Origin of the sequence: Prauserella endophytica (genome assembly GCF_005146945.1) — a bacterium.
Classification (GTDB): domain Bacteria; phylum Actinomycetota; class Actinomycetes; order Mycobacteriales; family Pseudonocardiaceae; genus Prauserella_A; species Prauserella_A endophytica.
In genome coordinates this window covers 606,228-629,117 of the sequence record NZ_SWMS01000002.1, presented here as the reverse complement: position 1 = coordinate 629,117, position 22,890 = coordinate 606,228, and the positions used below count along the sequence as shown (strand labels likewise).

Here is a 22,890-nt window from a genome sequence, read left to right as displayed (position 1 = left end):
CGGCGTGCGTGGGCCGCGCGATCACCGAGTTCACCGTCACACCGTGCCGGTCTCGGCGAGTGCGGGCAGGCGGCTGCCCGGCCTGCGCTCCGCGCGCGGCGCTCGAGCACGCGGTCCGCGCGCGGTCCGGCCCTGGCGGCTACGCTCGGCCGGGTGAGGGCCAGGTCCATCGGTGAGCGCGTGCCGCCGGGTCACCCGGTGCGGCCGCAGTCGCTGATGCTGAGCTTCCTCGGGCTCTACCTGCTCGGCCGCGGCACCGCCGTCTACTCGGGCAGCGTCATCGACGTCTTCGCCAGGGTCGGGGTGTCCGAAGAGGCCGTCCGCTCCACGCTGAGCCGGATGGCGCGGCGTGGGCTGCTCACCCGAACCCGCGAGGGCCGAAAGGTCTACTTCGGACTCACCCGGCACGCGACCGATGTGCTCGAGGACGGGTTTCGCCGGGTCTGGGACGCGGGTGCGGTCAACCGCGACTGGGACGGTACCTGGACCCTCGTGGGTTTCTCGCTGCCCGACGGGCGCTGGCGCGACCGCCACGACCTGCGGTCCCAGCTCGGGTGGGCGGGGTTCGGCATGCTGCAGCACGGCCTGTGGATCGCCCCTGGCGTCAAGGACGCCGCCGCGATCGCCGAACGGCTCGGCCTGACCGAGCACGTCACCGTCTTCACCGCGCAGCACGCGAAGCCGACGGAATCGGCCGACCTCGTACACCGGGCGTTCGACACCGACGAGATCGCCGCTGGATACCACGCCTTCCTGGCCCGGTGGGACGTTCCCGAGCCACTGCCGGACGCACCCGACGACCTCGCGCGTCAGCTCCTGCTGCACACGGACTGGCTCCAGCTGGTGCGCCGGGACCCGCACCTGCCCGCCGAGCACCTCGACCGGGACTGGCCCGCCATCAGGGCCGAGTCGCTCTTCCGCAGGCTCGACGCCCGTTTCCGGGAGCCCGCGGCCCGCCTCGCGGCGGAGGTCATGGACGTGCTCGACGTCCGGTCAGGTGGAACACCCGGCTGAGCCGCCGGCACCGATCACGCCGGCTGGCCCGAACGTGATCGGTCACGCCCGTGCTGTTCGGCATCTCCGTGCGTTTTTGACCGGCGCTAGAAAGGGACCGGGGCGCGAAGGCCCCTACAGGGCCGAGTCGTATAGGTCGTTATACACTTCGCTCACCGGCGGCGACTGCGGCGCTTCAGCTCCGCCTGCCCCTCGCCGGACAGCTCGTCGACCACACTCGCCCTCCCCGCGATCGCCAGGAGCAACGCCTCGGCCTTGCCGCGCACCTCCGGTCCCCTGCCGTGCGTCCAGTCCAGGTCGGTCGCGACCAGCCGTAGCCCCCGCGCTCGCAGCGCCCCGCGGATGACGGGTGCGTACAGCGCGAACGGGAGCGCCTGCCGGAGCCGCTCGGCCGGAACCTCCCTCGGCAGCCCGAGCGGCCTGCGGATGTCCTGGTGGTGGATGAGGCCGTCGACGAGGCCGATCCGGCCGCCGAAGGCCGCGGTGAGTCCCCTCGGCGTGAGATGCCGAGCCAGCAGGGCGCGCAGCTCCTCCGGGTCGTGCGCCCCGTTGTCCGCGAGCCCGACGGCGTTGATCCGGCCCGGGGTGAAGCGCCCCCTCACGAGGCGTCGCAGGAGCCCCCGGCCGTCCAGCTCCTCGTAGCTGAGCAGGTGCGCCACCACGTCACGGACCCGCCAGCCCGCGCACAGCGACGGCACCTCCCACTGCTCGGGCGTCAGCGTCGCCAGCAGGTCGGCGAGGTCGGCACGTTCGGCGCGCGCCAGGGCCATCACGTCCACGGTCAGGCCGCCAGAGCCACGAACGCGGCCAGCGTGCCGTCCCAGCCGCCGGGCGAGTCGAAGACCGCGTACATCGCCCCGGCCTGGTCGCCGTACCGCTCCAGGTGCCGGTGGCGCAGCTCCAGCAGCGTCCGGCCGCCGGGCTCCTCGGTGAACGTGACCTCGACCTCGGTCTCCAGGTCCGGGTCGAACTTCCAGTCCGCGCCGATCTGCCAGAGCAGCACCACGCGGCCCGGTGGCGTCCACTCCGCGACACGGCCCCAGTCGCACTCGGAACCGTCGGCTCCCCGCTCGAACCAGCGACCGCCCTCGCGCGGCTCCACCACCACCTCGGCGAGCGCCGAGGAGCCGATCGAATGCTCCGAGGGCCAGAACTCGGTCATCCGGGCCGTGAACAGCGTGAAGGCCCGCTGCGGGGTGAGCGGGACGCTCACCTGCCGGTGGACCATTATCTCCGTGCCGGATTCGGCGCTCATGCCGGTCGCTCCTTCCGCTCGGCCTCGGCTTCGGCGAGGCGTGCGAAGTTGTCCAGGGCGCTGCCCCAGAACCCGTCCAGGTACTCCCGCACGACCGCGAGGCCGGCGGAGTCGATGCGGTACAGCCGCCGCGTGCCCACCGAGGACTCCGTCACCAGCCCGGCCTCCTTGAGCACACGCAGGTGCTGGGACACGGCAGGGCGCGAGATCGGCAGCCGGTCCGCGAGCACGCCCACGGCCAGCGGCCCCCCGGTCAACCGCTCCAGGATGGCGCGCCGGTTGGCGTCGCCGAGTGCGTCGAGGACGGCGGAGGCGGACACGCTCATACCGGTAAGTCTGAACGAACGGTAAGCCGTAGTCAACCGTTCGTCCAGACTTACCGATGCGCGGTCGTGCCGGACGCGCGCCATGGCGCCACGTGCTGCACGCCTCGTCGTCCGGGCTCGTGCCGCACGCCGCGCGCCTGGAAGGTCCCTGCCGACGCCCTCCGCCTAGGGTCGTGTTCATGAACCCGCACCTGGCTCAGCCGCCCGAGTTCGCGGGCGCTCCGTTCACCACCGCCCGCCTGGCGGCCCTCGTCGTACACGGCCGTGGCCAGGACCCCGGGTTCATGCGCGGTGTCCTCGACCGCATCGGGCTCGACGGCGTCGCCTGCGTGCTGCCGCGCGCGGCCGGGAACACGTGGTACCCGGCGAGCTTCCTCGAACCGCTGGAGGCGAACCAGCCGAGGCTCGACCAGGCGCTGGAGGCGTGCACGCGGATGCTGGACACCCTGCGCGACAACGGCTTCGGGCCCGAACGCACCGTACTGCTCGGCTTCTCCCAGGGCGCGTGCCTGCTCGCCGAGCACCTGGTCCGCCACCCACGCCGCTACGCCGGGGCCGCACTGCTCACCGGAGGCTACGTCGGGCCGCCCGGCGCGCCGCGCACGGCGCCGGGCGACCTCGCGGGCACGCCCGTGTTCCTCGGCAGCAGCCGTTACGACGAGTGGGTCCCGCTCGAGCGCGTCACCGAGACCGCGCGGCTCCTGCGTGAGCTGGGCGGCGACGTGACCACCGAGACCTACGACGACCGCGAGCACCTCGTGAGCGACCGGGCTGTCGCGGGCGCCCGGCGCGTGATCGAGAACGCGCTCCCGGCTCCGGGCTGAAGCGGGTCCGCTTTGTACGATCGCGTGTGCCCTACGCGCGAACCACCGACGACACGGCCCTGTACTACGAGGTCCACGGCGAGGGTGAGCACACGCTGCTCCTGCTGGCCGGGCAGTCCAACAGCCACCACTGGTGGGACTGCGCGCGCCCGGACTTCGACGCGGTGTTCCGCACCGTCGTGCTCGACTACCGCGGCATCGGCCGCAGCGGCAAACCGGACACCAACTCCTACAGCACCCGAGGTTTCGCGGCCGACGCGCTCGCCGTTCTCGACCACCTCGGAGCCGGGCGCGTGCACGTGTACGGCACGTCGATGGGCGGCCGGGTCGCGCAGTGGCTCGCCGCCGACCACCCCGAGCGGGTGCGCCGGCTCGTGCTCGGCTGCACCTCCCCCGGCGCGCCCCACGGCGTCGAACGCGACGACGAGGTGCGCCGCGCGCTCGCCCAGCCCGACGCGAGGGCGGCCCGGCGGGCACTGCTGGAGCTGATGTACACACCGGAGTGGCTGGCCACCCATCCCGGTCCCTACAACACGATCGGCGAGCGCGGCACACCCAGCCACGTGCTGCGCCGCCACCGCAGAGCCAGCGCCGACCACGACAGCTGGGCGGCGCTGCCTGCCATCGCCGCGCCGACGCTCGTGGTGCACGGCACCGACGACCGCTTCAACCCCACGGCGAACGCGCCGCTGCTCGCCGAGCGCATCCCGGATGCCCGCATGGAGCTGATCGAGGGCGCCCGGCACGCCTACTTCGAGGAGTTCCGCGCCGTGGCGAGCCCGCTGGTGCTGGACTTCCTCACCGCGTGAACCCGGCATCGTCCGCGCGCGTCGCGTACCAGGACCCACCCGGGGAAGGCGCCCCGACGCTGCGGCGAGGCCGAGCACGAGCCCGAGGCGGCCGCGGCGACCCGGCGTGCCAGCCGACCCGACGTCGAAGCCCCCTGAAGGCACAGTGAGGCGAGAGCGGCGACGCGCTCGCGTGGTAGGCGCAAGTTCGGCGTAACGGACAAACCGCTTACAACGACCAACCGGCATGACACTCTTCGCGATCAAGCGCGCTGCCGGACTGGGGCTCGCCTCGCTACAGCGCCTCCTCACGGCGGCGGGCTTGCGCCAGTCGGACCGCGCGCTCGCCGCCGACGCCCAGCGTTACTGGGACGACCCGGCCGACGAGAACTGGGCCGCGAACTCGCACTTCCGCGCCGCCATGGGCGACGACCTGTGGTTGCGCATGGGCAAGGAGCACCTGGCCGTCGTCGACAAGGCAGCCGGCGCGGTCGGGTTCGACCGGCAGCCGGACACGGTCCTGGACTGGGGCTGCGGCGGTGGCGCCAACGCCGTCGCGCTGGCGTCGCGCTGCGAGCGGCTCATCGGCCTGGACGTGAGCCGCGCGGCGCTCGCGGAGACCGAACGCCAGCTGCGGGCGAATACCGCGGCGAGCTTCCAGCCGGTGCGGGTGGACGTCGGCAAGCCCGAGGCCGTGCTCGACCAGGCGGACCGTCAGAGCGTCGACCTGATCGTCTCCTTCTACGTGTTCGAGCTGATCCCCAGCCCGGCCTACGGCGAGCGCCTGCTGCGGATCATGTACCAGCTGCTCGCGCCGGGCGGCATGGCCGTCATCCAGATCAAGTACGCGACCGGCTTCGGCACCACGGCACGTGGCTGGGGCTACCGGCGCGGCCTCGCGGAGATGACCACCTACCGCGCGGAGGTCTTCTGGCAGCTCGCCGAGGAGGCTGGTTTCGCCGACATCGCCCTGGTCAACCTGGTCGCACGCAACGAGCTGGACTCCCGGTACGCCTACTTCGCCCTCAAGCGGCCATGACCGCGGGCCCCGGCACCGAACGCGCAACTCGGCGCCCGGAACGCACGACTCGCGGCCCTGAGCGCACGACTCGCGGTCCGGCGGCTACACCCGTGCGAGCCCGGTGAGCGCCCTCGCGGGTTCGGCGTACTCGGCGAGCAGCATCGGGAGGTCGTCGGTCATGTGGGCATCCCGCAGCGCGGGCGGTTCGGGCGGGCCGGGCAGTTCGCCCGCGAACAGCCGCTCGGTGAACTTCGCGACGACCCTCGGCGGCGGGAGTATCCGGTCACCGAGATAGGCGAGCACCAGCAGGTCCTCGCCGCAGCGCGACTCCACCGCGCCCGCCCAGCCGTTCTCCTCGTCCCAGATCAGCGCGACGTCCCGGTCGGCGAAGCCGGGAAGCTGCCCGCTCAGCGCGACGTACGCGCTCACCGGCGTCTCCAGCTGCACGTACGAGCCCTGGCCGGTCAGGCCGAGCGCGTCCTCCACCAGACGGACGTACCGGCGCAATCCCCTCGCGGGTGCGCTGTGTGATTCCAGATCCATTTTCCGTCCCCGAGCAGGTTCCTCGAAAGATCAACCACACCTGAGAAAATCTATAGTTGGAACTACAGATTGAGTCAAGTCTGTTGTCTAGATACCCTGGCTACGTGGATGTAAACCGGTTGGATGACGAGGACTATCCGGCCTGGACCATGGGCCAGGCCGCCGACGCGCTCGAGGTGCAGCCCGCGTTCCTGCGGAGTCTCGACGCGGCCGACGTCGTCCAGCCGCACCGCTCGGCGGGCGGACACCGCCGCTACACGCGGCGGCAGCTCCGGCTGGCCGCGCGCATGCGAGAGCTGTTCGACAACGGCATGACGCTGGCCGCGGCCGAGCGCATCGTGCGGCTGGAGGACGAGCTCGCGGAGTCACAGGCGGAGAACCAGGAGCTACGCCGCAGGCTGGGCGAGCGGGACGGCGGCAATGGGTCCGGTTCGAGTGAGGGAGCGAAGACGCGAAAGGACTGAGGGGACGATGGCACTGCAGAACGTCTGGATCCGCACGCTCGGCGACGGGCTGATCCGCGCCGACCAGGTGATCGGGATCGGGAGCCGCCGCACGCCCGCGCTGGCGGGCAAGCCCGGCCGGTGGCTGGTCACGGCGGCGCTCGCGGCGCCGGCGGGCAGCGGCACGGCCGACGGCTGGGAGGTGACGAACCTGCACCGCACCCTTGCACAGGCAGACCAGGAACCGCGGCTGGCGCCCGAGACGCTGGCACGCCTGCTCTCCGAGCTGAGTGCCACCGGCGCGGCCGGGCTGATCACGCCGGCCGTCTGCGGTCCCGACCGCGGCGAGGTGCGCTTCGACTTCACCCCGTTCGACACCGGCGAGGCGCGCGGCGGAGGTCCCGCGCTCAGCACGGCGGCCCGGATCCCGGACGCCGTGCCGGTCGGTTAGGAACAGGCCCCCGGTGAAGGGCCGGGCCCTTCACCGGGAAGCGGTCAGTCCGCGGTCAGCCGTGGGGACACGATCGTCGCGAGCAGCAACGCGACGATCGCCACGCCGAGGTGCACGAGGTTGTCCACGGGGTCGAGGCCGAGCAGGCTGAGCGGCTGTTGTCGCCCGCCGAACACGCCGACGAACCACAGCACCAGGAAGGCGACGCCGACGCCGCGCAGGAAACGCTGCGCGCCGGGCACCGTCCGCGAGATGTTCCAGCCCCAGACACCGAGGCCGGCGTACGCGAGGCTCTGCGCGAACGACAGCTGCGGAAGCTCGGAGACGACCAGTGACGCGAGCCCGGTGACCGCGGCGAGCAGGAACGCCGCCGACATCACGGCGGCCACCGCGGGCAGCTGCCCGGCACGGGTGATCTCGGCCCTCACAACGCGGGACAACTCTCCCTCCTCTTTTCCAGGGCAACACGAATCGCCCGAACGAAGAAAACAAGTGTGATCAAGACGGCGAGCGCGCACCGGCGGTGAGTGCTCGGCCGCGTCGCTCGTATCTCCAGGTATAGCACGAGAAACCCCACGACGCCGCCCGGCCCGCCGGTGAGGTGATCCGACCGTTAAACCGTCCTGAATGGACACTGAATGCGCCGGGCCGGGCGCGGCGGAGATCCACCGGCCAGTGGCGCGTCCGGCACGCAGTAAGGTCGGCGGAGTACCGGCGGAGAAGGGGGCCCGAGCGCATGAGCACGCTGCAGACGCTGGACCGGGGTTTGCGCGCGCTCGAGGTGATCTCGCACTCCCCCGCCGGCATCTCCGTCGCCGAGCTGGCCAAGGAGCTCGGCATCCACCGGGCCATCTGCTACCGCATCGTCGCGACGCTGGAGGAGCACCTGCTCGTGTCCCGCACCGACGAAGGGCGGGTCCGGCTCGCGGTGGGTGTGGCCGTGCTGGCCTCACGGTTCGAGTCCCGGTTCACCGAGGACGCGCGGCCGTTGCTGCACGCGCTCGCCAACGAGACCCACGCGACCGCGTTCATCTCCGCCGCCGAGGGCAAGGACTGCGTGGCCGTGCTCGTCGCCGAGCCGGAGGGGACCGTGCTGACCGTCGGCTACCGCGTCGGCAGCAGGCACCCGCTCACGAAGGGCGCCGCGGGCATCGCCATCCTCGCCGCGCGGCCGGAGGACCCGGCCGACCCGGAAGCGGTGCGGCAGGCCCGCCGCGACGGCTACAGCCTCACGCGGGGCGAGCTGGAGCGGGGCGCCGTCGGTATCGCGGCGGGCATCCGCGCCCCCGCCGGCCTCGGCACGGCAGAGCACTGCGTCGGCGTCGTCGCCATCGACGGGCTCGACACCGATCTCGCGGCGGACGCCGTCATGCGCGCCGCCCGTGAGCTGGAGCAGCTGCTCTCCGCCTGAGCCGCAGGCGACCTTCTTGACTCTCCCCTGGCCCCCACTTACTCTCCTTCTGTTCGCTGACAGCGACAAGATGTTCGTTATTAGTAAAACACCAGCTCAGCATCGTGGAGGGCGCAGTATGAGCACAGGGTCGTGCCCGGTCGACCACTCGGCCATGGCAGCCGCGGGCTGCCCCGTGTCGGCCAACGCGGCCGCGTTCGACCCGTTCGGCGAGGCGTACCAGGCGGACCCGCCCGAGGCGGTCCGCTGGTCCCGCGAGGAGGAGCCCGTCTTCTACAGCCCGGAGATCGGTTACTGGGTCGTCACGCGCTATGACGACGTGAAGGCGGTGTTCCGCGACAACGTCCTCTTCTCGCCGTCCATCGCGCTCGAGAAGATCACCCCGGTCTCCGAGGAGGCCACCGCGACGCTCGCGAAGTACGGCTACGCGATGAACCGCACGCTCGTGAACGAGGACGAGCCGGAGCACATGCCAAGGCGGCGCGCGCTGATGGAGCCGTTCACGCCGGAGCACCTCGCCGGCCACGAGCCCATGGTGCGCAAGCTGACCAGGGAGTACGTCGACCGGTTCGTCGACGCGGGCAAGGCCGACCTCGTCGACGAGATGCTCTGGGAGGTCCCGCTCACCGTCGCGCTGCACTTCCTCGGCGTGCCCGAGGAGGACATGGAGACGCTGCGGAGGTACTCCATCGCGCACACCGTCAACACCTGGGGCCGCCCTTCACCGGAGGAGCAGGTGGCGGTGGCCGAGGCCGTGGGCAAGTTCTGGCAGTTCGCGGGCACCGTGGTGGAGAAGCTGCGGCAGGACCCCTCGGGCCCGGGCTGGATGCCGTTCAGCATCCGCGCGCAGCGCGAGCAGCCGGACGTCATCACCGACTCCTACCTGCACTCGATCATGATGGCCGGAATCGTCGCCGCACACGAGACCACGGCCAACGCCGCGGCCAACGCGATCAAGCTGCTGCTGGAGAACCGCTCGGTGTGGGAGGAGCTCTGCGCCGACCCCGCGCTGATCCCCAACGCCGTGGAGGAATGCCTGCGCCACTCCGGCTCAGTCGCCGCATGGCGGCGGCTCGTCACCGCCGACACCACGATCGGCGGGGTGCCGATCCCCCGGGGTGCCAAGTTGCTGATCGTCAACTCCTCGGCAAACCGCGACGAGCGGCACTTCGACAACGCCGACGCCTTCGACATCCGCCGCGAGAACGCCAGCGACCACCTGACCTTCGGCTACGGCAGCCACCAGTGCATGGGCAAGAACCTCGCCCGCATGGAGCTGCAGATCTTCCTGGAGGAGCTGACCACCCGGCTGCCGCACCTCGAGCTGGTGCCCGACCAGGAGTTCACCTACCTGCCCAACACCTCCTTCCGCGGGCCCGACCACCTGTGGGTGCAGTGGGACCCCTCGGCCAACCCGGAGCGCAGCGACCGCTCGGTCCTGCGGCGGCACCGGCCGGTGCGCATCGGTGAGCCCTCCACCCGAGCCATCACCAGGACGGTCACGGTCGAGTCGGTCGAGCCCGCCGCGGACGGCGTCGTCACGCTCACCCTCACCGACGGGACCGGCAAGCCGCTGCCGGCGTGGTCGCCCGGCGCGCACATCGACCTGGACCTCGACGGGCTGTCCCGCCAGTACTCCCTGTGCGGGGATCCCGCCGACACCCGCCGGTACCGCATCGCGGTGCTGCGCGAGCCGGAGAGCCGCGGCGGTTCCCGCTACGTGCACGAGCGGCTTCGGCCCGGCAGCACGCTGACGCTGCGCGGGCCCCGCAACCATTTCCGGCTCGACCCCGCCGCCCGGCACTACGTCCTCGTCGCGGGCGGCATCGGCATCACGCCGATCATCGCGATGGCCGACCACCTGCGCTCCGCGGGCGCGAGCTACGAGCTGCACTACTGCGGCCGCACGGCGAGCGGGATGGCCCTGCTCGACCGGGCCCGCCGCGACCACGGCGAACGCCTCACGGTGCACTGTGGCGAGGAGGGAGGACGGCTCGACGTGACCACCCTGGTGGCCGAGGAGCGCGACGGTGTCCAGGTCTACGCGTGCGGGCCGGAGCGGCTGCTGGCCGCGCTGGAGGAGCAGGCGGAGTCCTGGCCCGCCGACACCCTCCACATCGAACACTTCACGAGCATCAAGCGGGAGCTCGATCCCACCGTCGAGCACGGGTTCGACGTGGAGCTGGCCGACTCCGGCCTCACCGTGCACGTGGGCCCCGGTCAGACCGTGCTCGCGGCGCTGCGCGCGGCGAACATCGACATCTCCAGCGACTGCGAGGAAGGTCTCTGCGGCTCGTGCGAGGCGCCGGTGCTCGACGGTGACGTCGACCATCGCGACCTCGTTCTGACCAAGGCGGAGCGGGCCGCCAACACCGTGATGATGACGTGCTGCTCCCGCGCGTGCGGGAGCAAGCTCACCCTCGGCCTCTGAGCCGGTTCCCTCTTTCCAGAAAGGTTCTCGACAATGACGTCACCGGTGGAACACCCGGCCGCGCGCACCGCGCCCGGCGAGCGGGCCGGGTTCCGGCGCGTGCTGGCCGGCAGCATGGCCGGGGCAGTTCTCGAATGGTACGACTTCGCGATCTACGGCATCCTCGCCGCGACCGTGCTGGGACCGCTCTTCTTCCCCGGCGACAGCGGCATCGTGAAGCTGCTCCTCGCGCTGGCCACCCAGGGGCTCGGCTTCGTCGCCCGCCCGCTCGGCGGCATCGTGTTCGGCCACCTCGGCGACAAGTACGGCCGAAAGCCGATGCTCGTCGTCACCTTCCTCCTGCTCGGCATCTCGACCGCCATGATCGGCTTGCTGCCGACCTACTCGCAGATCGGGCTGTGGGCCACGGTGCTGCTCGTGGTGCTGCGCATGGTGCAGGGCTTCGCGCTCGGCGGTGAGTTCGGCGCCGCCGTGCTCATGGTCAGCGAGTACGGCGAGCCCAAGCGGCGCGGCTTCTGGGCCGCCTGGCCACAGGCCGGCGCTCCGCTCGGCACCGTGCTGGCGACCGTGGTGGTCACGTCCATCGGTGTGCTCTTCCCCGGCGACGCCTTCGACCGCTGGGGCTGGCGCCTCGCCTTCCTCGTCGCCATCCCGCTGCTGATCATCGGCTTCTGGATCCGGCGCAGCGTCGAGGAGTCCCCGGTCTTCCGGGCCGCGCAGGCCAGGGCGGAGACCCGGGCCGCCACCGAACGGCGGTCCAGCGTGCTCGAGGCGCTCTCCCGCCCGCGCCCGGTGCTGCACGGCCTCGGGATGCGGCTCGGCGAGAACATCGCCTTCTACATCTACACGGTGTTCGTGATCGCCTACGCCACCACGTCGTTCGGCTACGAGCGCGGCGACGTGATCATGGCGGTCACGTTCGCCTCGCTGGCGCAGTTCCTCGGCATGATCGGCGGCGGGCACTGGTCCGACCGCGTCGGCAGGAAGAAGGCCATGCTCGTGCCCGCCGTGGTGCTGGTGGTGTGGGCGCCGGCGTTCTTCTGGCTGGTGCAGACCGAGAGCCTGCCGATGCTGTGGCTCGGCGTGTGTGTCGGCGCGTTCTTCCACGGCATGCTCGCCGGTACCGAGGCCGCGTGGATCACCGAGCTGTTCCCCACGCGCCACCGCTACGCCGGCGCCTCACTGGTGTTCCAGGGTTCCTCGATCATCGCCGGCGCTCCCGCGCCGCTCATCGCGGTCTGGCTGATCGACTCGTTCGGCGTTGGCACGGTCATCGGCTACCTCGTGCTCACCATGGCGGTCACGGTCGTGGCGGTGGCGACGAGCCGTGAGACGAAGGGCGCCGATCTGGACACCGTCGAATGATTCAGCTCCGACCTCGCCGTAGGAGACCACGGACAGGACGTTCGAGCGCATGGGGACCCAGCGGTGGCCTCCGCGAACGCCAGCCCGGCTAGGCGGCACGGCGAAGGACGTGCCCGCGGCGGAGCCACGCCGGATCCGCCGCGGGCCACCCCGGCACGCCGCCAAGGCCGTCGTGGGGTCGGTGCGCTCGGGCGCCACGGCACGGCCCGGCACCGAAGCGGTGGCCCGGCGATCATCGCGAGCCTGGGCTGAGCGCCTCAGGACTCGGCGAACGCGAGCCCCCTGGCGGCCAGCTCCTCCTCCAGGATCCGGATCGCCTTGGGACCCACACCGTGGATCCTGAGCAGTTCACTGGCCGTGACGCGGGTCAGCTGCTCGTAGCGCGTGTAGCCGTTCAGGGCCAGCTCGCGCGGAGCGACCTTGCCCATCCGCCGGGGGAACTCGGTCGGCGCGACGGTCTCGGATTCCGGCATGCGGGCTCCTTCGGGTCTCGTTTCAGGTCGCGAACGTAGCAGCCACCACCGACATCACGTGGCCGCGTCGAACAGCTTCCCGGCCGCTGTGATCGCCTCCGCGAGTGCCTCCGGTTCGGCGCGCAGCGCGCCAACGATGGCGTCGATGTCGCGCAGGCCCGCGCGCGAGATGAGCCGCTTCTCGTTGGTGACCCACTCGCCGCGCGCGGCGAGGACGGCGTGTGCCGTCTCCGCGGCGGCGGTGGCCAGCGCGCCGGCGACCTCGGTGACCTGGCCGCGCGGGGCGAAGCCGCCGCGCGCGTACCCGAGGGTCAGCGCGGCCCGGCCCCGCCACATCGCCGGGGCGGTCCTCTTCAGCGCCTCGGGGTAGGCGGGCCTGGGCAGGACACCGTGCAGCACCCGGGCCAGCGCGAGCTCGGCGGCCACCAGGTAGCTGGGTATCCCGGCGAGGTGGAACATCAGCGGCTCCCAGTGGAACCGCCCCTGCTCCGCTTCGGCCAGCTCGTGCTCGACGACCTCCAGGTCGCGGTAGTGGACGTCGGTGTGGCGGCCGTCGATCGTCAGCCAGGCGCCGCCGTTGAAGACACCGCCACCCCACGCGCCGAGTTCGGTCACCTCCCCCTCCCAGCCGATCGCGCGCAGGTCGGCCGGGTCGAAGCCGCCGCGGTAGTACACGGCGAAATCCCAGTCGCTTTCCGGGCTGTGCGTCCCCTCGGCCCGCGAGCCGCCGAGGGTCACCGCGTGCACGCCGGGCAGCGCGGCCAGTCGTTCGACGACGTGGCCCTGGAACGCCTCGTCGTCCATTCTGCTTCGGTTCTCGTCCGGTCCCACAGTTAAGATCATCCACCATGGACCTCTCCGCGGGACACGCGATGATCGCTGTCCCGCCGGGGCGGGTGTCCCTGTCCGACCGCCGGAGCGCGAGCAGCTGGGCCGTCGACGTCGGCGGGTATCTGCTGTCCGCCACCCCGGTGACCCAGGGCGGGTACGAAGCCGTCACGGGGACGCGGCCGAGCACCGCCCGGGGCGAGAGGTTGCCGGTCGAGGGCGTGTCGTGGCTCGACGCTATCCGGTTCTGCGACGCCCTGTCCGTGCGGGAGGGGCTCGCGCCCGCCTACCACGGGGGCGGCGACCCGGTGTGGGACCGGGCCGCCGACGGGTACCGCCTACCGACCGAGGCCGAGTGGGAGCACGCCTGCCGCGCGGGCACCTCGGGCGCGCGGTACGGGCCGCTCGACGAGATCGCCTGGTACCGCGGCAACTCGGGCGAGCGCAGCCACGAGGTCGGTGGCAAACGCCCCAACGACTGGGGCCTGCACGACATGCTGGGCAACGTGTGGGAGTGGTGCTGGGACGCCTTCGCCGCGCCCGATCATCCCGGCTACCGCGTGCTGCGGGGCGGCGGGTGGTGCGACGAGCACTGGAGTTGCCGGGCCTCGGTCCGCAGGCGCGGCCACCCGGGCTTCCGGATCGACGACGTGGGCTTCCGTATCGCACGGTCCGTCCCCGCCGGATGAGATGTTCCTCGCACCAGAAAAGTCGGAAATCCTACTAATGTCGGCGGCGTGGACGACATCAAGAAGGTAGGCGTGGTCGGCGGCGGGCTCATGGGCTCTGGCATCGCCGAGGTGTGCGCCCGCGCGGGTCTGGACGTGAAGGTCACCGAGGTCGACGCCGCGGCGCTGGACGCGGCCCGCGCCCGCATCGGCGGCTCGCTCGACCGCGCGGTTCGCAACGGCAAGCTCACCGCCGAGGACTCGTCAGCCGCGGCGGACCGCCTCTCCTACACCACCGATCTCGACGAGTTCGCCGACCGCGACCTCGTGGTCGAGGCCGTCGCCGAGCGCGAGGACGTGAAGGCCGACGTGTTCGGCAGGCTCGACAAGATCGTGTCGCGGCCCGACGCCGTGCTCGCCTCCAACACCTCCTCGATCCCGATCATGAAGCTCGCGATGGCCACCGCGAGGCCCGAGCAGGTGGTCGGCATCCACTTCTTCAACCCCGTGCCCGTGCTCCCGCTGGTCGAGCTGATCCCGTCGCTGCTCACCTCGGAGCAGACGGCGGAGCGCGCGTCGGCCTTCGCCACCGGCGTGCTCGGCAAGACGGTGGTGCGCGCGCAGGACCGCGCCGGGTTCGTCGTTAACGCCCTGCTGATCCCCTACCTGCTCTCGGCGATCCGCATGCTCGAGTCCGGCTTCGCCGACGCCGAGGACATCGACAACGGCATGATGCACGGCTGCGCCCACCCCATGGGACCGCTGCGCCTGACCGACCTGATCGGCCTCGACACCACCAAGGCCGTCGCCGAGTCGATGTACGCCGAGTTCAAGGAACCGCTGTACGCCCCGCCCCCGCTGCTGCTGCGCATGGTCGACGCCGGGCTGTACGGCAAGAAGTCCGGCCGCGGCTTCTACGACTACACGAAGAAGGGCTGACCCGGCCGCCCTCGCTCACCCGTCGCGTCGCCGCCCGGCCCGATCCGTCGGTTCCCCGGAGGGCCGCGTCAGGTGGTGCCGCTCGCGATGCCTGAATCGCCGTGAATGCCCAGCGACTCCCGTTCACGTGCCTTCGCCGGACGCGACTCAGGACGGCTCCTGCGCCGTGCTGCCCGCCAGCGGCATCGCGGGCAGGCCCAGTTTGCGGTGGTCCCACGAACGGGTGCGGACCGGGTCGAGCCGGATGATGACCCGCTTGTTCATCATCGCCTCCACGACGGGCCGCACGGACTCGTCGTACGGGCCGGTGTAGCGCTCGTAGACGTCGATCGCCGTCTGCCAGTACTCGTCGGAGCCGGTGTCGTCGATGATCGTGGCCTTGGCCTCGATGGAGACGCCGCGGAGCTGGTCGTAGGTCTCACCGGCCTCGACGAGGACGACGGCGGTGGGGTCGCGCCGCAGGTTCACCGCCTTCTGCGACTTGGCCTTCGTCTCGAAGTAGATCGCGCCGTCGCGGTAGCCGTACCACATCGCGACCAGGTGGGGCACGCCGTTCGCGCCGACGGTCGCGAGCGTCGCGGTGCGGCTGCGGCGCAGGAAGTCGTCGATCTCCTCGGCGGTCATCACGATCTGGGCACGCTGGTTGGCTCCCACGCGTTCGCTCCTCACTGTCCGGTCAACGGGGCTCGAGGATCATGACCGGGATCTCGCGCGACGTCCAGCTCTGGTAGGTCCCGAAGTCGGCGTAGAGGTCCAGCAGAAGGGGCCACAGCGCATCGCGCTCGGCCGCGTCCGCCGTGCGGGCGCGGACCGGGACGAGCTCACCTTTGATCTGCACCGTCGTGTCCGGCGAGGACAGCAGGTTGCGGTACCACTGCGGGTGTTCCGGCCTGCCGCCCTGGGAGGCCACCACGACGACGTCGGCGCCGTCCCGCAGGAAGATCAGCGGCGTGGTGAACACTCTGCCGGAGCGGCGGCCGCGGTGGTCGAGCAGCAGGGTCGGCGCGGGTTTGCGCAGCGCCGCGCCGACGCGCCAGTGGTAGCCGACGCGTCCTCCGCTGCGGCGATAGGCCCAGACATGGCATCGGGACATCCAGCGGAACACCTTCGGCAGCAACGGCGAGTCGAGCGCGCGGGGTCTCGCGGCTGGCAGCGGCATCGCGGCTCGGACCCTCCCGAAGCTAGAACACGTTCTCACTGTCGGGCATGGTGCCAGGTCGGCCCGCGCAACTTCAAGACCGCGGGCTCACCGCACGCGCCGGCGCGGGCTCGCGCCCAGCTCGATGCGCACGGCGACGGGCAGCGTCTCCACGCCGAGCGCCGTCCGCGCCCTCGCGAGCACCTCGGCGTCGAGGTCCCGCCAAACCCGCCGCAGGTCCGTGCCCTCGCGCAGCCAGACCTGCAGCCGCAGCGCGGGTTCGCCGGGATCCCCCACGGAGCGGACCTTGGCCTTGGTGACGCCGTCGACCGCCTCGGTGTCGGCCTGCACGGCGGCGGACAGCGCGCCCGCGGTGACGGTCAGCGCGCGACCCTCGGTGCGGTCGAGCCGCAGATCGGGCTTCGCCTCAGGCCGCAGCGACCGGAAGCACCACCACAGTCCGAACACCAGCAGCGCCAGCCCGGCCACGATCGCGACCACGCGCAGCACCACAGGCTCCCGCGCGGCGAGCCACTCGGTCACAGCGGGGTCGAGCACCGGGCGCCGGGCGCGGTAGGTGCCGAACCAGCCGGCACCCAGCACGAGCACGGCCGATCCGGCGAGCAGGGCGAGCAGCCCCGTGACGAAGGTCAGCGAACGTTCGGTGCCCTGGGAGCGGGCGAGAGCCTTGGCGGAGGCGGGTCTGCTCATCGGCGGTCCCGGGGAGAGTCGACGACGACGGAGATCTTCGGGCGCCGCACCAGCGGCAGGTCGGCGATCAGCCCCGTGACGCTCTCGGTCAGGCGCGGCCGCAACTGCTCCTCGCTCTCGAACGTGCTGGACGCCCGCACTCGCACCTTGCGCGCGCTCGCCGTCACGGACGCGGACGTGACGTTGTCCTGCGCCCGCACGTGGGTGCCGACCACGCGGGCCAGCGAACGTGGAGAGGTGGTGACGCTGACGTCGGTGGCCGGATCGGTGAGGCGGACGTCCCTTCGCCGCGCGACGGCCGAGGCCAGCAGCAGGACGAGCCCGCTCACCGCCACGGCGACCGCGGCGACACGAACCGAGAAGGAGTCCCAGCCGGTGTTCGCGAGCGCGTCGCGCCAGGCCGGCCACGGCGCCACGAGCGGCACGTCGGCCGGGCGCCACCAGTGCCAGGCGACCTCCAGCGCCAGCAGGGCGCCCGCCCCCGCGACGGCCAGCCCGAGCAGTGTCGACAGTAGACGGACTAGTACACGCACGGCGTCTTCCCCTCAGCTCACCCGCGTGCGTGTCTCGGCCAGCAGCGCGGATACCGTGACGTCGAGCGCGCGCACCCGGTACGAGGTGATGCGCTCGACCTCGTCCGTCACGGCCGCGCGCACCCGCTCCACCACCTCGCCGACGGCCGCGGGGTAGCGCAGGGCCAGCTCCAGTGCCAGGTCCACGTCGTTGCCGTGCCCGGAGACCTTCACGCTGGCGCCGCGCAGCCCCGAGCCGAGCCCGGACACCCGGCGCGTGGTGCGCTCGGTCCCGTCCACGCGATCGGCGGCGTGCTCGGCGACCTTGCGCACCACGGCGTGGGCGATCTCCAGCGTGCCGCGCTCCTCCGCAACGGCCGCGCCGGTCACCGGTCCCTGCCCCGGCCGAACAGGTCGGACAGGTCGAGCTCGCCGTCGAGTGCCCTGCCCACGACGAGGCCGATCACACCCACGGCCAGCGTGACCAGAAACGCGGCGAAGCTCTGCGAGGCCGCGAGGCCAAGCACGAGACCGCCGAGCAGACCGGTCTGGGTTGCGTTCATCGTTGTTGATCTCCTCGGTTGTCTCGGTTCATCGGACGCGGCGGTGCCGCCGGCGACGCCGCCACCGGGCGAGCACTCCGGTGATTCCCCCGCGCCGGGTGGTGAACACCACCGGCGCGTCGGACCGGTCGCGGCCCGGGTCCCGCGAGCTCTCGCTCTCGCCGCCGGTCTCGCTCTCGCTCTGGCGGAACCGGGCCACACCGGCGACGAAGACGTCGGGATCGCCGCCGACGTCGGGATGGTGCCGGCGGACGAACGCACGGAACTCTGCCCGCCGTCGCACCTCCCGGCAGCCCGGTTCCGCGGTCACCTGGCCCGCCTCTGCTCCGGCGTGTCCTCGCGGACGTGGACGATGTCGGCGACCTCCACGTTCACCGGCACGGTCCCCGCGATCGCCCGCACCCGCGCGCGCAGGTCGTCGAGCACACCGGGCAGGCTGTCGTCGAGGCGCAGCACCACGCCGAGGTCCACCGGCTCCCCCTCCCCGGTCACGCGAACGCCCACGACCTTGCGACCGGGCAGATGGGTGGCGAGCGTGCCGCGCACGCCGCCGTCGAGCCTCACCACCGAAGGATGGGCGCTGAGGTCCCTGGCGATCGCGTCCGCGAGTCGTTCGGTTGCGCTCATGGTTCACTCCACCCGGGTGCTGGTCTCCTCGACCTCGTCGTCCTCGGGCACGTGGATGTCGTTGACCGCGATGTTGACCTCGATGACCTCGAGGCCGGTGATCTCCTCGACGGTGGTGATCACGTTGCGGCGGACGGCCCTCGCGACGTCGACGATCCGCGCGCCGTACTCCACGACCACGTCGAGGTCGACCGCGGCCTGTTTCTCCCCCACCTCCACCGAAACACCCGACGTGGTCGCGGTGCCCGAGCCGGGAATGCGCTCGCGGATCGCTCCGAAAGCGCGGGACACGCCGCCGCCCAGCGCGTACACACCGGACACGTCGCGGGCCGCGATACCGGCGACCTTCTGCACCACCGAGGACGCGATGGTGGTCTTGCCGGCCGTGCCGTCCTCGTTCAGCGTGGTCGTGGAACCGGCCCGCGTGGCGGGCGAGGTGCCCGTGTCGCCGCTGCTGTTGTTCTGTGCCATGGAACTACTCTCCTCGATCGCTCTGGTCACCGCACACGGCTCAAGGCCGCGCGCTCTCCGTTGTCACCCGGCATGTGGACGTGCTCGACAGCGATGCCGGCCTCGACCGCCTCGAGTCCGGTCAGGTCCTCGACGGCGGCGATGGGGTTCGCGCGGCCGGCCCGCGCCACCGCGGGAATCGGCACGCCGTGGTCGAGCACGACGCGCGTGTCGATCGCCGCCCGCTTCTCGCCGACCCCCACCGACACGCCCTGTCCCGCGCTCGCGCTCGCGCCGGGAACGCGGTCCCGCAGCGCTGCGAGCGCCCTGGTCGCACCACTGCCGAGGCCATGGACACCGGACACCTCGCGCGCGGCCGTTCCGGCTGTCCGGCGGACCACGGTGGTGGCGATGGTCGTGGCGCCCTGGCCGGTCACGAGCAGGCCCGTGACAGGCCACGCGGCCCGTCTGTCCACAGTGGCCGCCGGTGCGGTGCTCGTCATCGTGCTGACTCCTCGTGCCTGGGACGAACCGGGGTCTGGCACCCCGTCACCCATCACGACACGGGCGGCACCGAAACGTCACGGCTGATCGCGGCGATGTCGCGACGATCACCCGATCAGGTGTCATCTGTCGTCGACATCGGCCACATCGATGTCCAGCACGGAAAGCCGCACCCCGACGCTGGCCGTGCACGCGGCCGCCGCCCGGTGCCGCACCACGGCCAGCAGCTCCGAAAGGTCGGCCCCGTACGTCACGGTCACCGTCAACCGTCCTTCCACGACGGTCGTGCCATCCTCGTCCACGCCCATGGCGCGCAGGAGACACCGGCGCGCGCGCACCCCGTCGATCGCGTCGACGGCGAAGCGCACGACGGCGGCGACGGCCCGATCGCTCACCTCGGTGCGGCCAGGCCGCCCGGCGTCCAGCGGCAGCATCGCGGGGGGCGTCCTCGGTTCAGCCCGCACCGCGGCCATGATCCGCTCGGTCAGGTCGCGCGAGGGCCGCGGCCGTTCGGCCCTCAGCTCGCCGGTGGCGGCACGCAGGTCACCGAGTCCCCGTAGCGCCGTCGAGCAGTGCGGGCAGGTCAGCTCGTGCTCATCGGCCCGGCCCCGCTCGACGGCGTCCAGCCTGTCCCACAGCCCGGCGAGCGACCGGCCACACGGCAGGTCGTAGTCCGCCTCTGGCTGGTTCAGCGCCATGGCCGCATCACCTCCGCGAGCTGGGCCCGGGCGCGGGCGATCCGGCCCCGCACCGCGGCCGTCGTACCACGCACGATCTGGGCGATCTCCTCGTAGGACCGCCCGTGGACCTCCCGCAGTAGCCAGCAGGCCCGCTGCTCGGGAGTCAACCGCTCCAACGCCTCCAGCAAAGCCGCCACCTGGTCGTTGAGCTCGGCCGCCGGCTCCGGCTGGGCCTCCACCCGCCGTGTCGCGGTGGTGTCCGGGTCCACGTCGGCCACCGGACGGCGCGACCGCAGCACGTTGAGGCAACGGTTCGTGGTGGAACGGTACAACCACCCGACGAAGGCGGTGTCCTCGTGCAACTGGCCGAGCCGCCGCCACGCCGTCAGGAACACCTCCTGCACCACGTCCTCGGCCTCGCCCGAACCGGCCAGCATCCGCAGCGCGAGCCGGTACATCGGCCCCTGGTACCGGCGCACGAGCTGCTCGTAGGCGCGCATGTCACCGCCGCGGGCGCGCGCCACCAGCGCCTCGTCGTCGAGCGCCGCCACGGCGCCCGGCACCCCGGTCCCGGCCCTCATCGGCCGGCCGGTCCCCGTCCCGACCTCATCGTGCCTCCCTCGTGCCTCACCCGCCGTCGCAGGTTCAGACACCCTCCCGGGCGAGACGTCACGCACACCGGCGCCAGCATAGGTGTGAGGTGCGCTACCGCGCCTGTCCGAGCAGGCCGAGCGGGGAGAGCACGTCGGCGACGTAGCCGAGGCCGGTCTCCCGCTCGCCCGGTGTGCTGCGCGGGTCGAGCACGAGCCGCGCAGGCTCGGCGACGTCCTCCAGCACGCGCACGCCGCGGTAGTAGGCCAGCAGCCCCGGGTCCGGCTCGTGGTACCCGTAGCCCTCGGCGAACCAGCCCTGCTGCTCGGCGGTGACCGACGCCGCCGCGATCACGCCTCCCCCGAGCACGAACATGAGGTCACGCTCGGGCGGGGCGAGGACGGCGTCGTCGAAGTCGATCAACACGACGTCGCCCGCGCTGGTGACGATGAGGTTTCCCAGGTGCGGATCGGCGTGGCACGGCACCGCCAAGGGCAGCCCGGTGCGCTTCCGCAGCTCCGCGCCGAGGCGGACCGTCCGCTCGCGCACCGCGCGCAGCGCGTCCCGGTGAGCCAGCCACAGCTGCGCGAGGCGTTCCCCGTGCGCGTCCCGAGGGCGCCCTTCGAGCTCGGCGTCGACGCGGTCGAAGAGGGCGGCCCACCGCCGCGGGTCGAAGGTCTCTTCCGGCACCCAGCGGCGCAGGGCACCGTCCACCGGCACGGCGTGCAGTGCCGCGATCAGCCTCCCGTAGGCGTTCCACCGCGCACGGTCCATTCCGGACTCCAGCGCGGTGGCACCGTCGACCCAGTCCACAACCGACAGTCGCAGGCCGTCGGCGTCGGCCCACAGCTCACCCCCGCGGGTGCGCCGTGGCTGTGGTGCGTACCGTGCGCCGAGCGCGGCGGGGACGACCAGTCCGGCCGGGGAACCGCCCGCGGTCGACTTCACGGCGAACGCGCGACCGTCGGCATCGGTGACCCGGTACAGCCGGGCGGTGTTGTCCGCTCCCCGGTCCACCGGTTCCACCTCGGCGACGCGCAGACCGTACAGCTCGGCGAGCCGCGCGCGCAGGCGCTCCGGGGTCACGAGGCGGGACCCGGCGCACGGCACCGGCGGGCGAGCCCGCCGAGTACACGCCGCTCGCCGTCCTGCCGGTGCACGAGCTGTTCGGTGACACCGTGCCTGCCGGCCGAGCACCGGTTGACCCCAGTCACGGGCGGGCGGGTCCAGCTCGGCGACCGGGTCCGCCAGCGCGCCGACGCGGCGTCGGGCGCGTCGCGTTCCAGGCCCCGCCGCGGCACGAACCGCTCGCGCAAGGCGTGCGGCGTCCCGGCACCGTCGCGCCGCACCAGTGTGTCCGCCGCGTCGAGCAGCGCTGCGCGCCACTGCCCGGCGGGTCTCGTTCGCGTCACCACACTCCCTCCGGCCGCGACACAGGCTACTGTGCCACAGACACGCAATGGGGTAAGTTGAGCCTAACCTAAGCAGGAGGCGTGATGGCGCGTACGAACCTGTCGTCCACCAGGGTCAAGCCGGCGACCACGGGACTGCTCACCCTCGAGGTGCTGCGGCGCGAACGGATCTCCGAGCACTTCGCCAGGGTCACCCTGGGAGGGCGCGACATCGAGCGGTTCACGCCGATGGGCTTCGACCAGTGGTTCCGGCTCTTCCTTCCGGTCGCCGAGAACTCGCTGGCGCGCCTGCCCAACAAGCTCAACACGCTCGCGTACGCGAGGTACCTCACCATCTCCAGGACCGAGCGCCCGGTGCTGCGCAACTACACCGTGCGCGCGTACCGGCCCGACGGCCCCGCCGGACCAGAGCTGGACGTCGACTTCGTGCTGCACGGCACGCCGGGCGACGGGACCGCGGGCCCCGCCGCCACCTGGGCACAGACCTGCCGGCCCGGCGACCCGGTGGCCATTCTCGACGAGGGCATCGGGTTCAACCCGGACCCGGCGCTGCGCCGGGTCCGGCTGGTCGCCGACGAGACCGGCCTGCCCGCCGTCGCCGGCATCCTCGCCGCGCTGCCCGCCGACCTGGCAGGCGAGGCGGTCATCGAGGTGCCCGGCGAGGACGACCGCCAGAAACTCGAGGCGCCGCAGGGCGTCGAGCTCCACTGGGTCGTGCGCACCGGCCACGCCGCGAGGCCCGGCCAGGCCGCGCTCGAGGCCGCCACCGCGATGGAGCTGCCGGGTGAGCGCTTCTACGGCTGGGTGGTCGGGGAGCAGACGCTGCCCAGCACCCTGCGCCGCCACTGGATCCGCGCCGGCGTGCCCAAGGAGGACATCATGTTCTGCGGCTACTGGCGCGCGGCCAAAGCCCACTGAGCGC

33 protein-coding genes are annotated in these 22,890 nt (G+C 72.3%); 12 read left to right on the top strand and 21 right to left on the bottom strand.

What is annotated here, in order from left to right; genetic code table 11:
- Positions 1-153: 153 nt before the first annotated feature.
- Positions 154-1,014, top strand: a complete 861-nt coding sequence (locus FCN18_RS06895; RefSeq protein ID WP_228713702.1) for a PaaX family transcriptional regulator — start codon at positions 154-156, stop codon at positions 1,012-1,014.
- Between the two features lie 152 nt (positions 1,015-1,166).
- Here the strand turns inward: FCN18_RS06895 and FCN18_RS06890 are convergent, their stop codons facing one another.
- From FCN18_RS06890 to FCN18_RS06880, 3 genes are read right to left on the bottom strand one after another with little or no spacing between them, the layout of a single operon-like run.
- Positions 1,167-1,784 carry a maleylpyruvate isomerase family mycothiol-dependent enzyme gene (locus FCN18_RS06890; protein WP_137093893.1) on the bottom strand — a complete coding sequence of 206 codons (618 nt, stop codon included), beginning with the start codon at positions 1,782-1,784 and terminating at the stop codon, positions 1,167-1,169.
- 11 nt (positions 1,785-1,795) lie between these two features.
- Positions 1,796-2,269, bottom strand: coding sequence for an SRPBCC family protein (locus FCN18_RS06885; protein WP_137093891.1), 474 nt, complete (start codon positions 2,267-2,269; stop codon positions 1,796-1,798).
- A complete protein-coding gene (locus FCN18_RS06880; protein ID WP_137093889.1) occupies positions 2,266-2,595 on the bottom strand; it encodes an ArsR/SmtB family transcription factor in 330 nt (109 codons plus the stop codon). The genes FCN18_RS06885 and FCN18_RS06880 overlap by 4 nt, the downstream gene beginning before the upstream one ends.
- Positions 2,596-2,774: 179 nt before the next feature.
- Here FCN18_RS06880 and FCN18_RS06875 point away from each other — a divergent pair, with 179 nt between their 5' ends.
- The 3 genes from FCN18_RS06875 (at position 2,775) to FCN18_RS06865 (ending at position 5,246) form a co-directional block, all read left to right on the top strand.
- Complete coding sequence (locus FCN18_RS06875; RefSeq protein ID WP_112270664.1) at positions 2,775-3,419, top strand: alpha/beta hydrolase; 645 nt, start codon at positions 2,775-2,777, stop codon at positions 3,417-3,419.
- A gap of 26 nt (positions 3,420-3,445) precedes the next feature.
- Positions 3,446-4,228: an alpha/beta fold hydrolase gene (locus FCN18_RS06870; protein WP_112270286.1), complete on the top strand. Its 783-nt coding sequence runs from the start codon at positions 3,446-3,448 to the stop codon at positions 4,226-4,228.
- A 226-nt stretch (positions 4,229-4,454) separates the two neighbouring features.
- Complete coding sequence (locus FCN18_RS06865; RefSeq protein WP_137093887.1) at positions 4,455-5,246, top strand: class I SAM-dependent methyltransferase; 792 nt, start codon at positions 4,455-4,457, stop codon at positions 5,244-5,246.
- An 84-nt stretch (positions 5,247-5,330) separates the two neighbouring features.
- Here FCN18_RS06865 and FCN18_RS06860 read toward each other — a convergent pair whose 3' ends face one another.
- Positions 5,331-5,771: a DUF6292 family protein gene (locus FCN18_RS06860; RefSeq protein WP_137093884.1), complete on the bottom strand. Its 441-nt coding sequence runs from the start codon at positions 5,769-5,771 to the stop codon at positions 5,331-5,333.
- 104 nt (positions 5,772-5,875) lie between these two features.
- Between FCN18_RS06860 and FCN18_RS06855 the strand changes: the two genes are divergently transcribed.
- Together FCN18_RS06855 and FCN18_RS06850 are read left to right on the top strand one after the other, a co-directional pair.
- On the top strand, positions 5,876-6,235 hold the full coding sequence (locus tag FCN18_RS06855; protein ID WP_369973568.1) for a helix-turn-helix domain-containing protein: 360 nt from the start codon (positions 5,876-5,878) through the stop codon (positions 6,233-6,235).
- 7 nt (positions 6,236-6,242) lie between these two features.
- Positions 6,243-6,665 (top strand): hypothetical protein, encoded by a 423-nt coding sequence (locus tag FCN18_RS06850; protein ID WP_206077821.1) that lies wholly within the window; start codon positions 6,243-6,245, stop codon positions 6,663-6,665.
- A 44-nt stretch (positions 6,666-6,709) separates the two neighbouring features.
- Here the strand turns inward: FCN18_RS06850 and FCN18_RS06845 are convergent, their stop codons facing one another.
- Positions 6,710-7,105, bottom strand: a complete 396-nt coding sequence (locus FCN18_RS06845; protein WP_137093882.1) for a DUF4383 domain-containing protein — start codon at positions 7,103-7,105, stop codon at positions 6,710-6,712.
- A 296-nt stretch (positions 7,106-7,401) separates the two neighbouring features.
- On the opposite strand from FCN18_RS06845, the gene FCN18_RS06840 reads away from it, so the two are divergent.
- The 3 genes from FCN18_RS06840 to FCN18_RS06830 all read left to right on the top strand — a co-directional run bounded on the left by FCN18_RS06840 (position 7,402) and on the right by FCN18_RS06830 (position 11,872).
- Positions 7,402-8,076: an IclR family transcriptional regulator gene (locus FCN18_RS06840; protein WP_112270281.1), complete on the top strand. Its 675-nt coding sequence runs from the start codon at positions 7,402-7,404 to the stop codon at positions 8,074-8,076.
- Positions 8,077-8,194: 118 nt separating this feature from the next.
- Positions 8,195-10,507 carry a cytochrome P450/oxidoreductase gene (locus tag FCN18_RS06835; RefSeq protein ID WP_137093880.1) on the top strand — a complete coding sequence of 771 codons (2,313 nt, stop codon included), beginning with the start codon at positions 8,195-8,197 and terminating at the stop codon, positions 10,505-10,507.
- Between the two features lie 33 nt (positions 10,508-10,540).
- Positions 10,541-11,872 carry an MFS transporter gene (locus tag FCN18_RS06830; protein WP_112270279.1) on the top strand — a complete coding sequence of 444 codons (1,332 nt, stop codon included), beginning with the start codon at positions 10,541-10,543 and terminating at the stop codon, positions 11,870-11,872.
- Positions 11,873-12,129: 257 nt separating this feature from the next.
- Here the strand turns inward: FCN18_RS06830 and FCN18_RS06825 are convergent, their stop codons facing one another.
- Together FCN18_RS06825 and FCN18_RS06820 are read right to left on the bottom strand one after the other, a co-directional pair.
- Complete coding sequence (locus FCN18_RS06825; protein WP_112270278.1) at positions 12,130-12,345, bottom strand: helix-hairpin-helix domain-containing protein; 216 nt, start codon at positions 12,343-12,345, stop codon at positions 12,130-12,132.
- Positions 12,346-12,399: 54 nt separating this feature from the next.
- The gene (locus FCN18_RS06820) at positions 12,400-13,149 is read right to left on the bottom strand and encodes a nucleotidyltransferase domain-containing protein (RefSeq protein WP_113641939.1); all 750 of its coding nucleotides are present in this window, start codon (positions 13,147-13,149) and stop codon (positions 12,400-12,402) included.
- Between the two features lie 44 nt (positions 13,150-13,193).
- Here FCN18_RS06820 and FCN18_RS06815 point away from each other — a divergent pair, with 44 nt between their 5' ends.
- The gene (locus tag FCN18_RS06815; protein WP_113641938.1) at positions 13,194-13,862 is read left to right on the top strand and encodes a formylglycine-generating enzyme family protein; all 669 of its coding nucleotides are present in this window, start codon (positions 13,194-13,196) and stop codon (positions 13,860-13,862) included.
- A gap of 48 nt (positions 13,863-13,910) precedes the next feature.
- The gene (locus tag FCN18_RS06810; protein ID WP_112270272.1) at positions 13,911-14,780 is read left to right on the top strand and encodes a 3-hydroxybutyryl-CoA dehydrogenase; all 870 of its coding nucleotides are present in this window, start codon (positions 13,911-13,913) and stop codon (positions 14,778-14,780) included.
- 147 nt (positions 14,781-14,927) lie between these two features.
- Here the strand turns inward: FCN18_RS06810 and FCN18_RS06805 are convergent, their stop codons facing one another.
- The 14 genes from FCN18_RS06805 to FCN18_RS06740 all read right to left on the bottom strand — a co-directional run bounded on the left by FCN18_RS06805 (position 14,928) and on the right by FCN18_RS06740 (position 21,968).
- Positions 14,928-15,434, bottom strand: coding sequence for a pyridoxamine 5'-phosphate oxidase family protein (locus tag FCN18_RS06805; RefSeq protein WP_137093878.1), 507 nt, complete (start codon positions 15,432-15,434; stop codon positions 14,928-14,930).
- Positions 15,435-15,456: 22 nt separating this feature from the next.
- Positions 15,457-15,939 carry a nitroreductase family deazaflavin-dependent oxidoreductase gene (locus FCN18_RS06800; RefSeq protein WP_112270268.1) on the bottom strand — a complete coding sequence of 161 codons (483 nt, stop codon included), beginning with the start codon at positions 15,937-15,939 and terminating at the stop codon, positions 15,457-15,459.
- Positions 15,940-16,026: 87 nt separating this feature from the next.
- Complete coding sequence (locus FCN18_RS06795; protein WP_112270266.1) at positions 16,027-16,629, bottom strand: Asp23/Gls24 family envelope stress response protein; 603 nt, start codon at positions 16,627-16,629, stop codon at positions 16,027-16,029.
- On the bottom strand, positions 16,626-17,162 hold the full coding sequence (locus tag FCN18_RS06790) for a DUF6286 domain-containing protein (RefSeq protein WP_137093876.1): 537 nt from the start codon (positions 17,160-17,162) through the stop codon (positions 16,626-16,628). The genes FCN18_RS06795 and FCN18_RS06790 overlap by 4 nt, the downstream gene beginning before the upstream one ends.
- 12 nt (positions 17,163-17,174) lie before the next feature.
- A complete protein-coding gene (locus tag FCN18_RS06785; protein WP_112270262.1) occupies positions 17,175-17,531 on the bottom strand; it encodes an Asp23/Gls24 family envelope stress response protein in 357 nt (118 codons plus the stop codon).
- Positions 17,528-17,704 (bottom strand): hypothetical protein, encoded by a 177-nt coding sequence (locus FCN18_RS06780; RefSeq protein WP_110336139.1) that lies wholly within the window; start codon positions 17,702-17,704, stop codon positions 17,528-17,530. Before FCN18_RS06780 ends, FCN18_RS06785 begins: the two co-directional genes overlap by 4 nt.
- 28 nt (positions 17,705-17,732) lie before the next feature.
- The gene (locus FCN18_RS06775; RefSeq protein ID WP_228713700.1) at positions 17,733-18,014 is read right to left on the bottom strand and encodes a hypothetical protein; all 282 of its coding nucleotides are present in this window, start codon (positions 18,012-18,014) and stop codon (positions 17,733-17,735) included.
- Positions 18,011-18,331, bottom strand: coding sequence for a hypothetical protein (locus tag FCN18_RS06770; RefSeq protein ID WP_113641933.1), 321 nt, complete (start codon positions 18,329-18,331; stop codon positions 18,011-18,013). The genes FCN18_RS06775 and FCN18_RS06770 overlap by 4 nt, the downstream gene beginning before the upstream one ends.
- Positions 18,332-18,334: 3 nt before the next feature.
- Complete coding sequence (locus tag FCN18_RS06765; RefSeq protein WP_112270258.1) at positions 18,335-18,802, bottom strand: Asp23/Gls24 family envelope stress response protein; 468 nt, start codon at positions 18,800-18,802, stop codon at positions 18,335-18,337.
- 26 nt (positions 18,803-18,828) lie between these two features.
- Positions 18,829-19,284, bottom strand: a complete 456-nt coding sequence (locus FCN18_RS06760; protein ID WP_137093874.1) for an Asp23/Gls24 family envelope stress response protein — start codon at positions 19,282-19,284, stop codon at positions 18,829-18,831.
- Between the two features lie 123 nt (positions 19,285-19,407).
- On the bottom strand, positions 19,408-19,983 hold the full coding sequence (locus FCN18_RS06755; protein ID WP_137093871.1) for an anti-sigma factor: 576 nt from the start codon (positions 19,981-19,983) through the stop codon (positions 19,408-19,410).
- Positions 19,974-20,546, bottom strand: coding sequence for an RNA polymerase sigma factor (locus tag FCN18_RS06750; RefSeq protein ID WP_112270255.1), 573 nt, complete (start codon positions 20,544-20,546; stop codon positions 19,974-19,976). Before FCN18_RS06750 ends, FCN18_RS06755 begins: the two co-directional genes overlap by 10 nt.
- A 124-nt stretch (positions 20,547-20,670) precedes the next feature.
- Positions 20,671-21,642: a phosphotransferase enzyme family protein gene (locus FCN18_RS06745; protein ID WP_137093869.1), complete on the bottom strand. Its 972-nt coding sequence runs from the start codon at positions 21,640-21,642 to the stop codon at positions 20,671-20,673.
- Positions 21,639-21,968: a hypothetical protein gene (locus tag FCN18_RS06740; RefSeq protein WP_137093867.1), complete on the bottom strand. Its 330-nt coding sequence runs from the start codon at positions 21,966-21,968 to the stop codon at positions 21,639-21,641. Before FCN18_RS06740 ends, FCN18_RS06745 begins: the two co-directional genes overlap by 4 nt.
- An 84-nt stretch (positions 21,969-22,052) precedes the next feature.
- Between FCN18_RS06740 and FCN18_RS06735 the strand changes: the two genes are divergently transcribed.
- A complete protein-coding gene (locus FCN18_RS06735; RefSeq protein ID WP_206077820.1) occupies positions 22,053-22,886 on the top strand; it encodes a siderophore-interacting protein in 834 nt (277 codons plus the stop codon).
- Positions 22,887-22,890: the final 4 nt, after the last annotated feature.

What these genes read in the sequence shown, in the direction of transcription:
- FCN18_RS06890 (WP_137093893.1), bottom strand. Translation starts at nt 1,784, where the DNA reads ATGGCCCTGGCGCGCGCCGAACGTGCCGACCTCGCCGACCTGCTGGCG.
- FCN18_RS06885 (WP_137093891.1), bottom strand. Translation starts at nt 2,269, where the DNA reads ATGAGCGCCGAATCCGGCACGGAGATAATGGTCCACCGGCAGGTGAGC.
- FCN18_RS06880 (WP_137093889.1), bottom strand. Translation starts at nt 2,595, where the DNA reads ATGAGCGTGTCCGCCTCCGCCGTCCTCGACGCACTCGGCGACGCCAAC.
- FCN18_RS06875 (WP_112270664.1), top strand. Translation starts at nt 2,775, where the DNA reads ATGAACCCGCACCTGGCTCAGCCGCCCGAGTTCGCGGGCGCTCCGTTC.
- FCN18_RS06865 (WP_137093887.1), top strand. Translation starts at nt 4,455, where the DNA reads ATGACACTCTTCGCGATCAAGCGCGCTGCCGGACTGGGGCTCGCCTCG.
- FCN18_RS06860 (WP_137093884.1), bottom strand. Translation starts at nt 5,771, where the DNA reads ATGGATCTGGAATCACACAGCGCACCCGCGAGGGGATTGCGCCGGTAC.
- FCN18_RS06850 (WP_206077821.1), top strand. Translation starts at nt 6,243, where the DNA reads ATGGCACTGCAGAACGTCTGGATCCGCACGCTCGGCGACGGGCTGATC.
- FCN18_RS06840 (WP_112270281.1), top strand. Translation starts at nt 7,402, where the DNA reads ATGAGCACGCTGCAGACGCTGGACCGGGGTTTGCGCGCGCTCGAGGTG.
- FCN18_RS06835 (WP_137093880.1), top strand. Translation starts at nt 8,195, where the DNA reads ATGAGCACAGGGTCGTGCCCGGTCGACCACTCGGCCATGGCAGCCGCG.
- FCN18_RS06830 (WP_112270279.1), top strand. Translation starts at nt 10,541, where the DNA reads ATGACGTCACCGGTGGAACACCCGGCCGCGCGCACCGCGCCCGGCGAG.
- FCN18_RS06825 (WP_112270278.1), bottom strand. Translation starts at nt 12,345, where the DNA reads ATGCCGGAATCCGAGACCGTCGCGCCGACCGAGTTCCCCCGGCGGATG.
- FCN18_RS06820 (WP_113641939.1), bottom strand. Translation starts at nt 13,149, where the DNA reads ATGGACGACGAGGCGTTCCAGGGCCACGTCGTCGAACGACTGGCCGCG.
- FCN18_RS06815 (WP_113641938.1), top strand. Translation starts at nt 13,194, where the DNA reads ATGGACCTCTCCGCGGGACACGCGATGATCGCTGTCCCGCCGGGGCGG.
- FCN18_RS06800 (WP_112270268.1), bottom strand. Translation starts at nt 15,939, where the DNA reads ATGCCGCTGCCAGCCGCGAGACCCCGCGCGCTCGACTCGCCGTTGCTG.
- FCN18_RS06795 (WP_112270266.1), bottom strand. Translation starts at nt 16,629, where the DNA reads ATGAGCAGACCCGCCTCCGCCAAGGCTCTCGCCCGCTCCCAGGGCACC.
- FCN18_RS06780 (WP_110336139.1), bottom strand. Translation starts at nt 17,704, where the DNA reads ATGAACGCAACCCAGACCGGTCTGCTCGGCGGTCTCGTGCTTGGCCTC.
- FCN18_RS06770 (WP_113641933.1), bottom strand. Translation starts at nt 18,331, where the DNA reads ATGAGCGCAACCGAACGACTCGCGGACGCGATCGCCAGGGACCTCAGC.
- FCN18_RS06765 (WP_112270258.1), bottom strand. Translation starts at nt 18,802, where the DNA reads ATGGCACAGAACAACAGCAGCGGCGACACGGGCACCTCGCCCGCCACG.
- FCN18_RS06760 (WP_137093874.1), bottom strand. Translation starts at nt 19,284, where the DNA reads ATGACGAGCACCGCACCGGCGGCCACTGTGGACAGACGGGCCGCGTGG.
- FCN18_RS06755 (WP_137093871.1), bottom strand. Translation starts at nt 19,983, where the DNA reads ATGGCGCTGAACCAGCCAGAGGCGGACTACGACCTGCCGTGTGGCCGG.
- FCN18_RS06750 (WP_112270255.1), bottom strand. Translation starts at nt 20,546, where the DNA reads ATGAGGGCCGGGACCGGGGTGCCGGGCGCCGTGGCGGCGCTCGACGAC.
- FCN18_RS06735 (WP_206077820.1), top strand. Translation starts at nt 22,053, where the DNA reads ATGGCGCGTACGAACCTGTCGTCCACCAGGGTCAAGCCGGCGACCACG.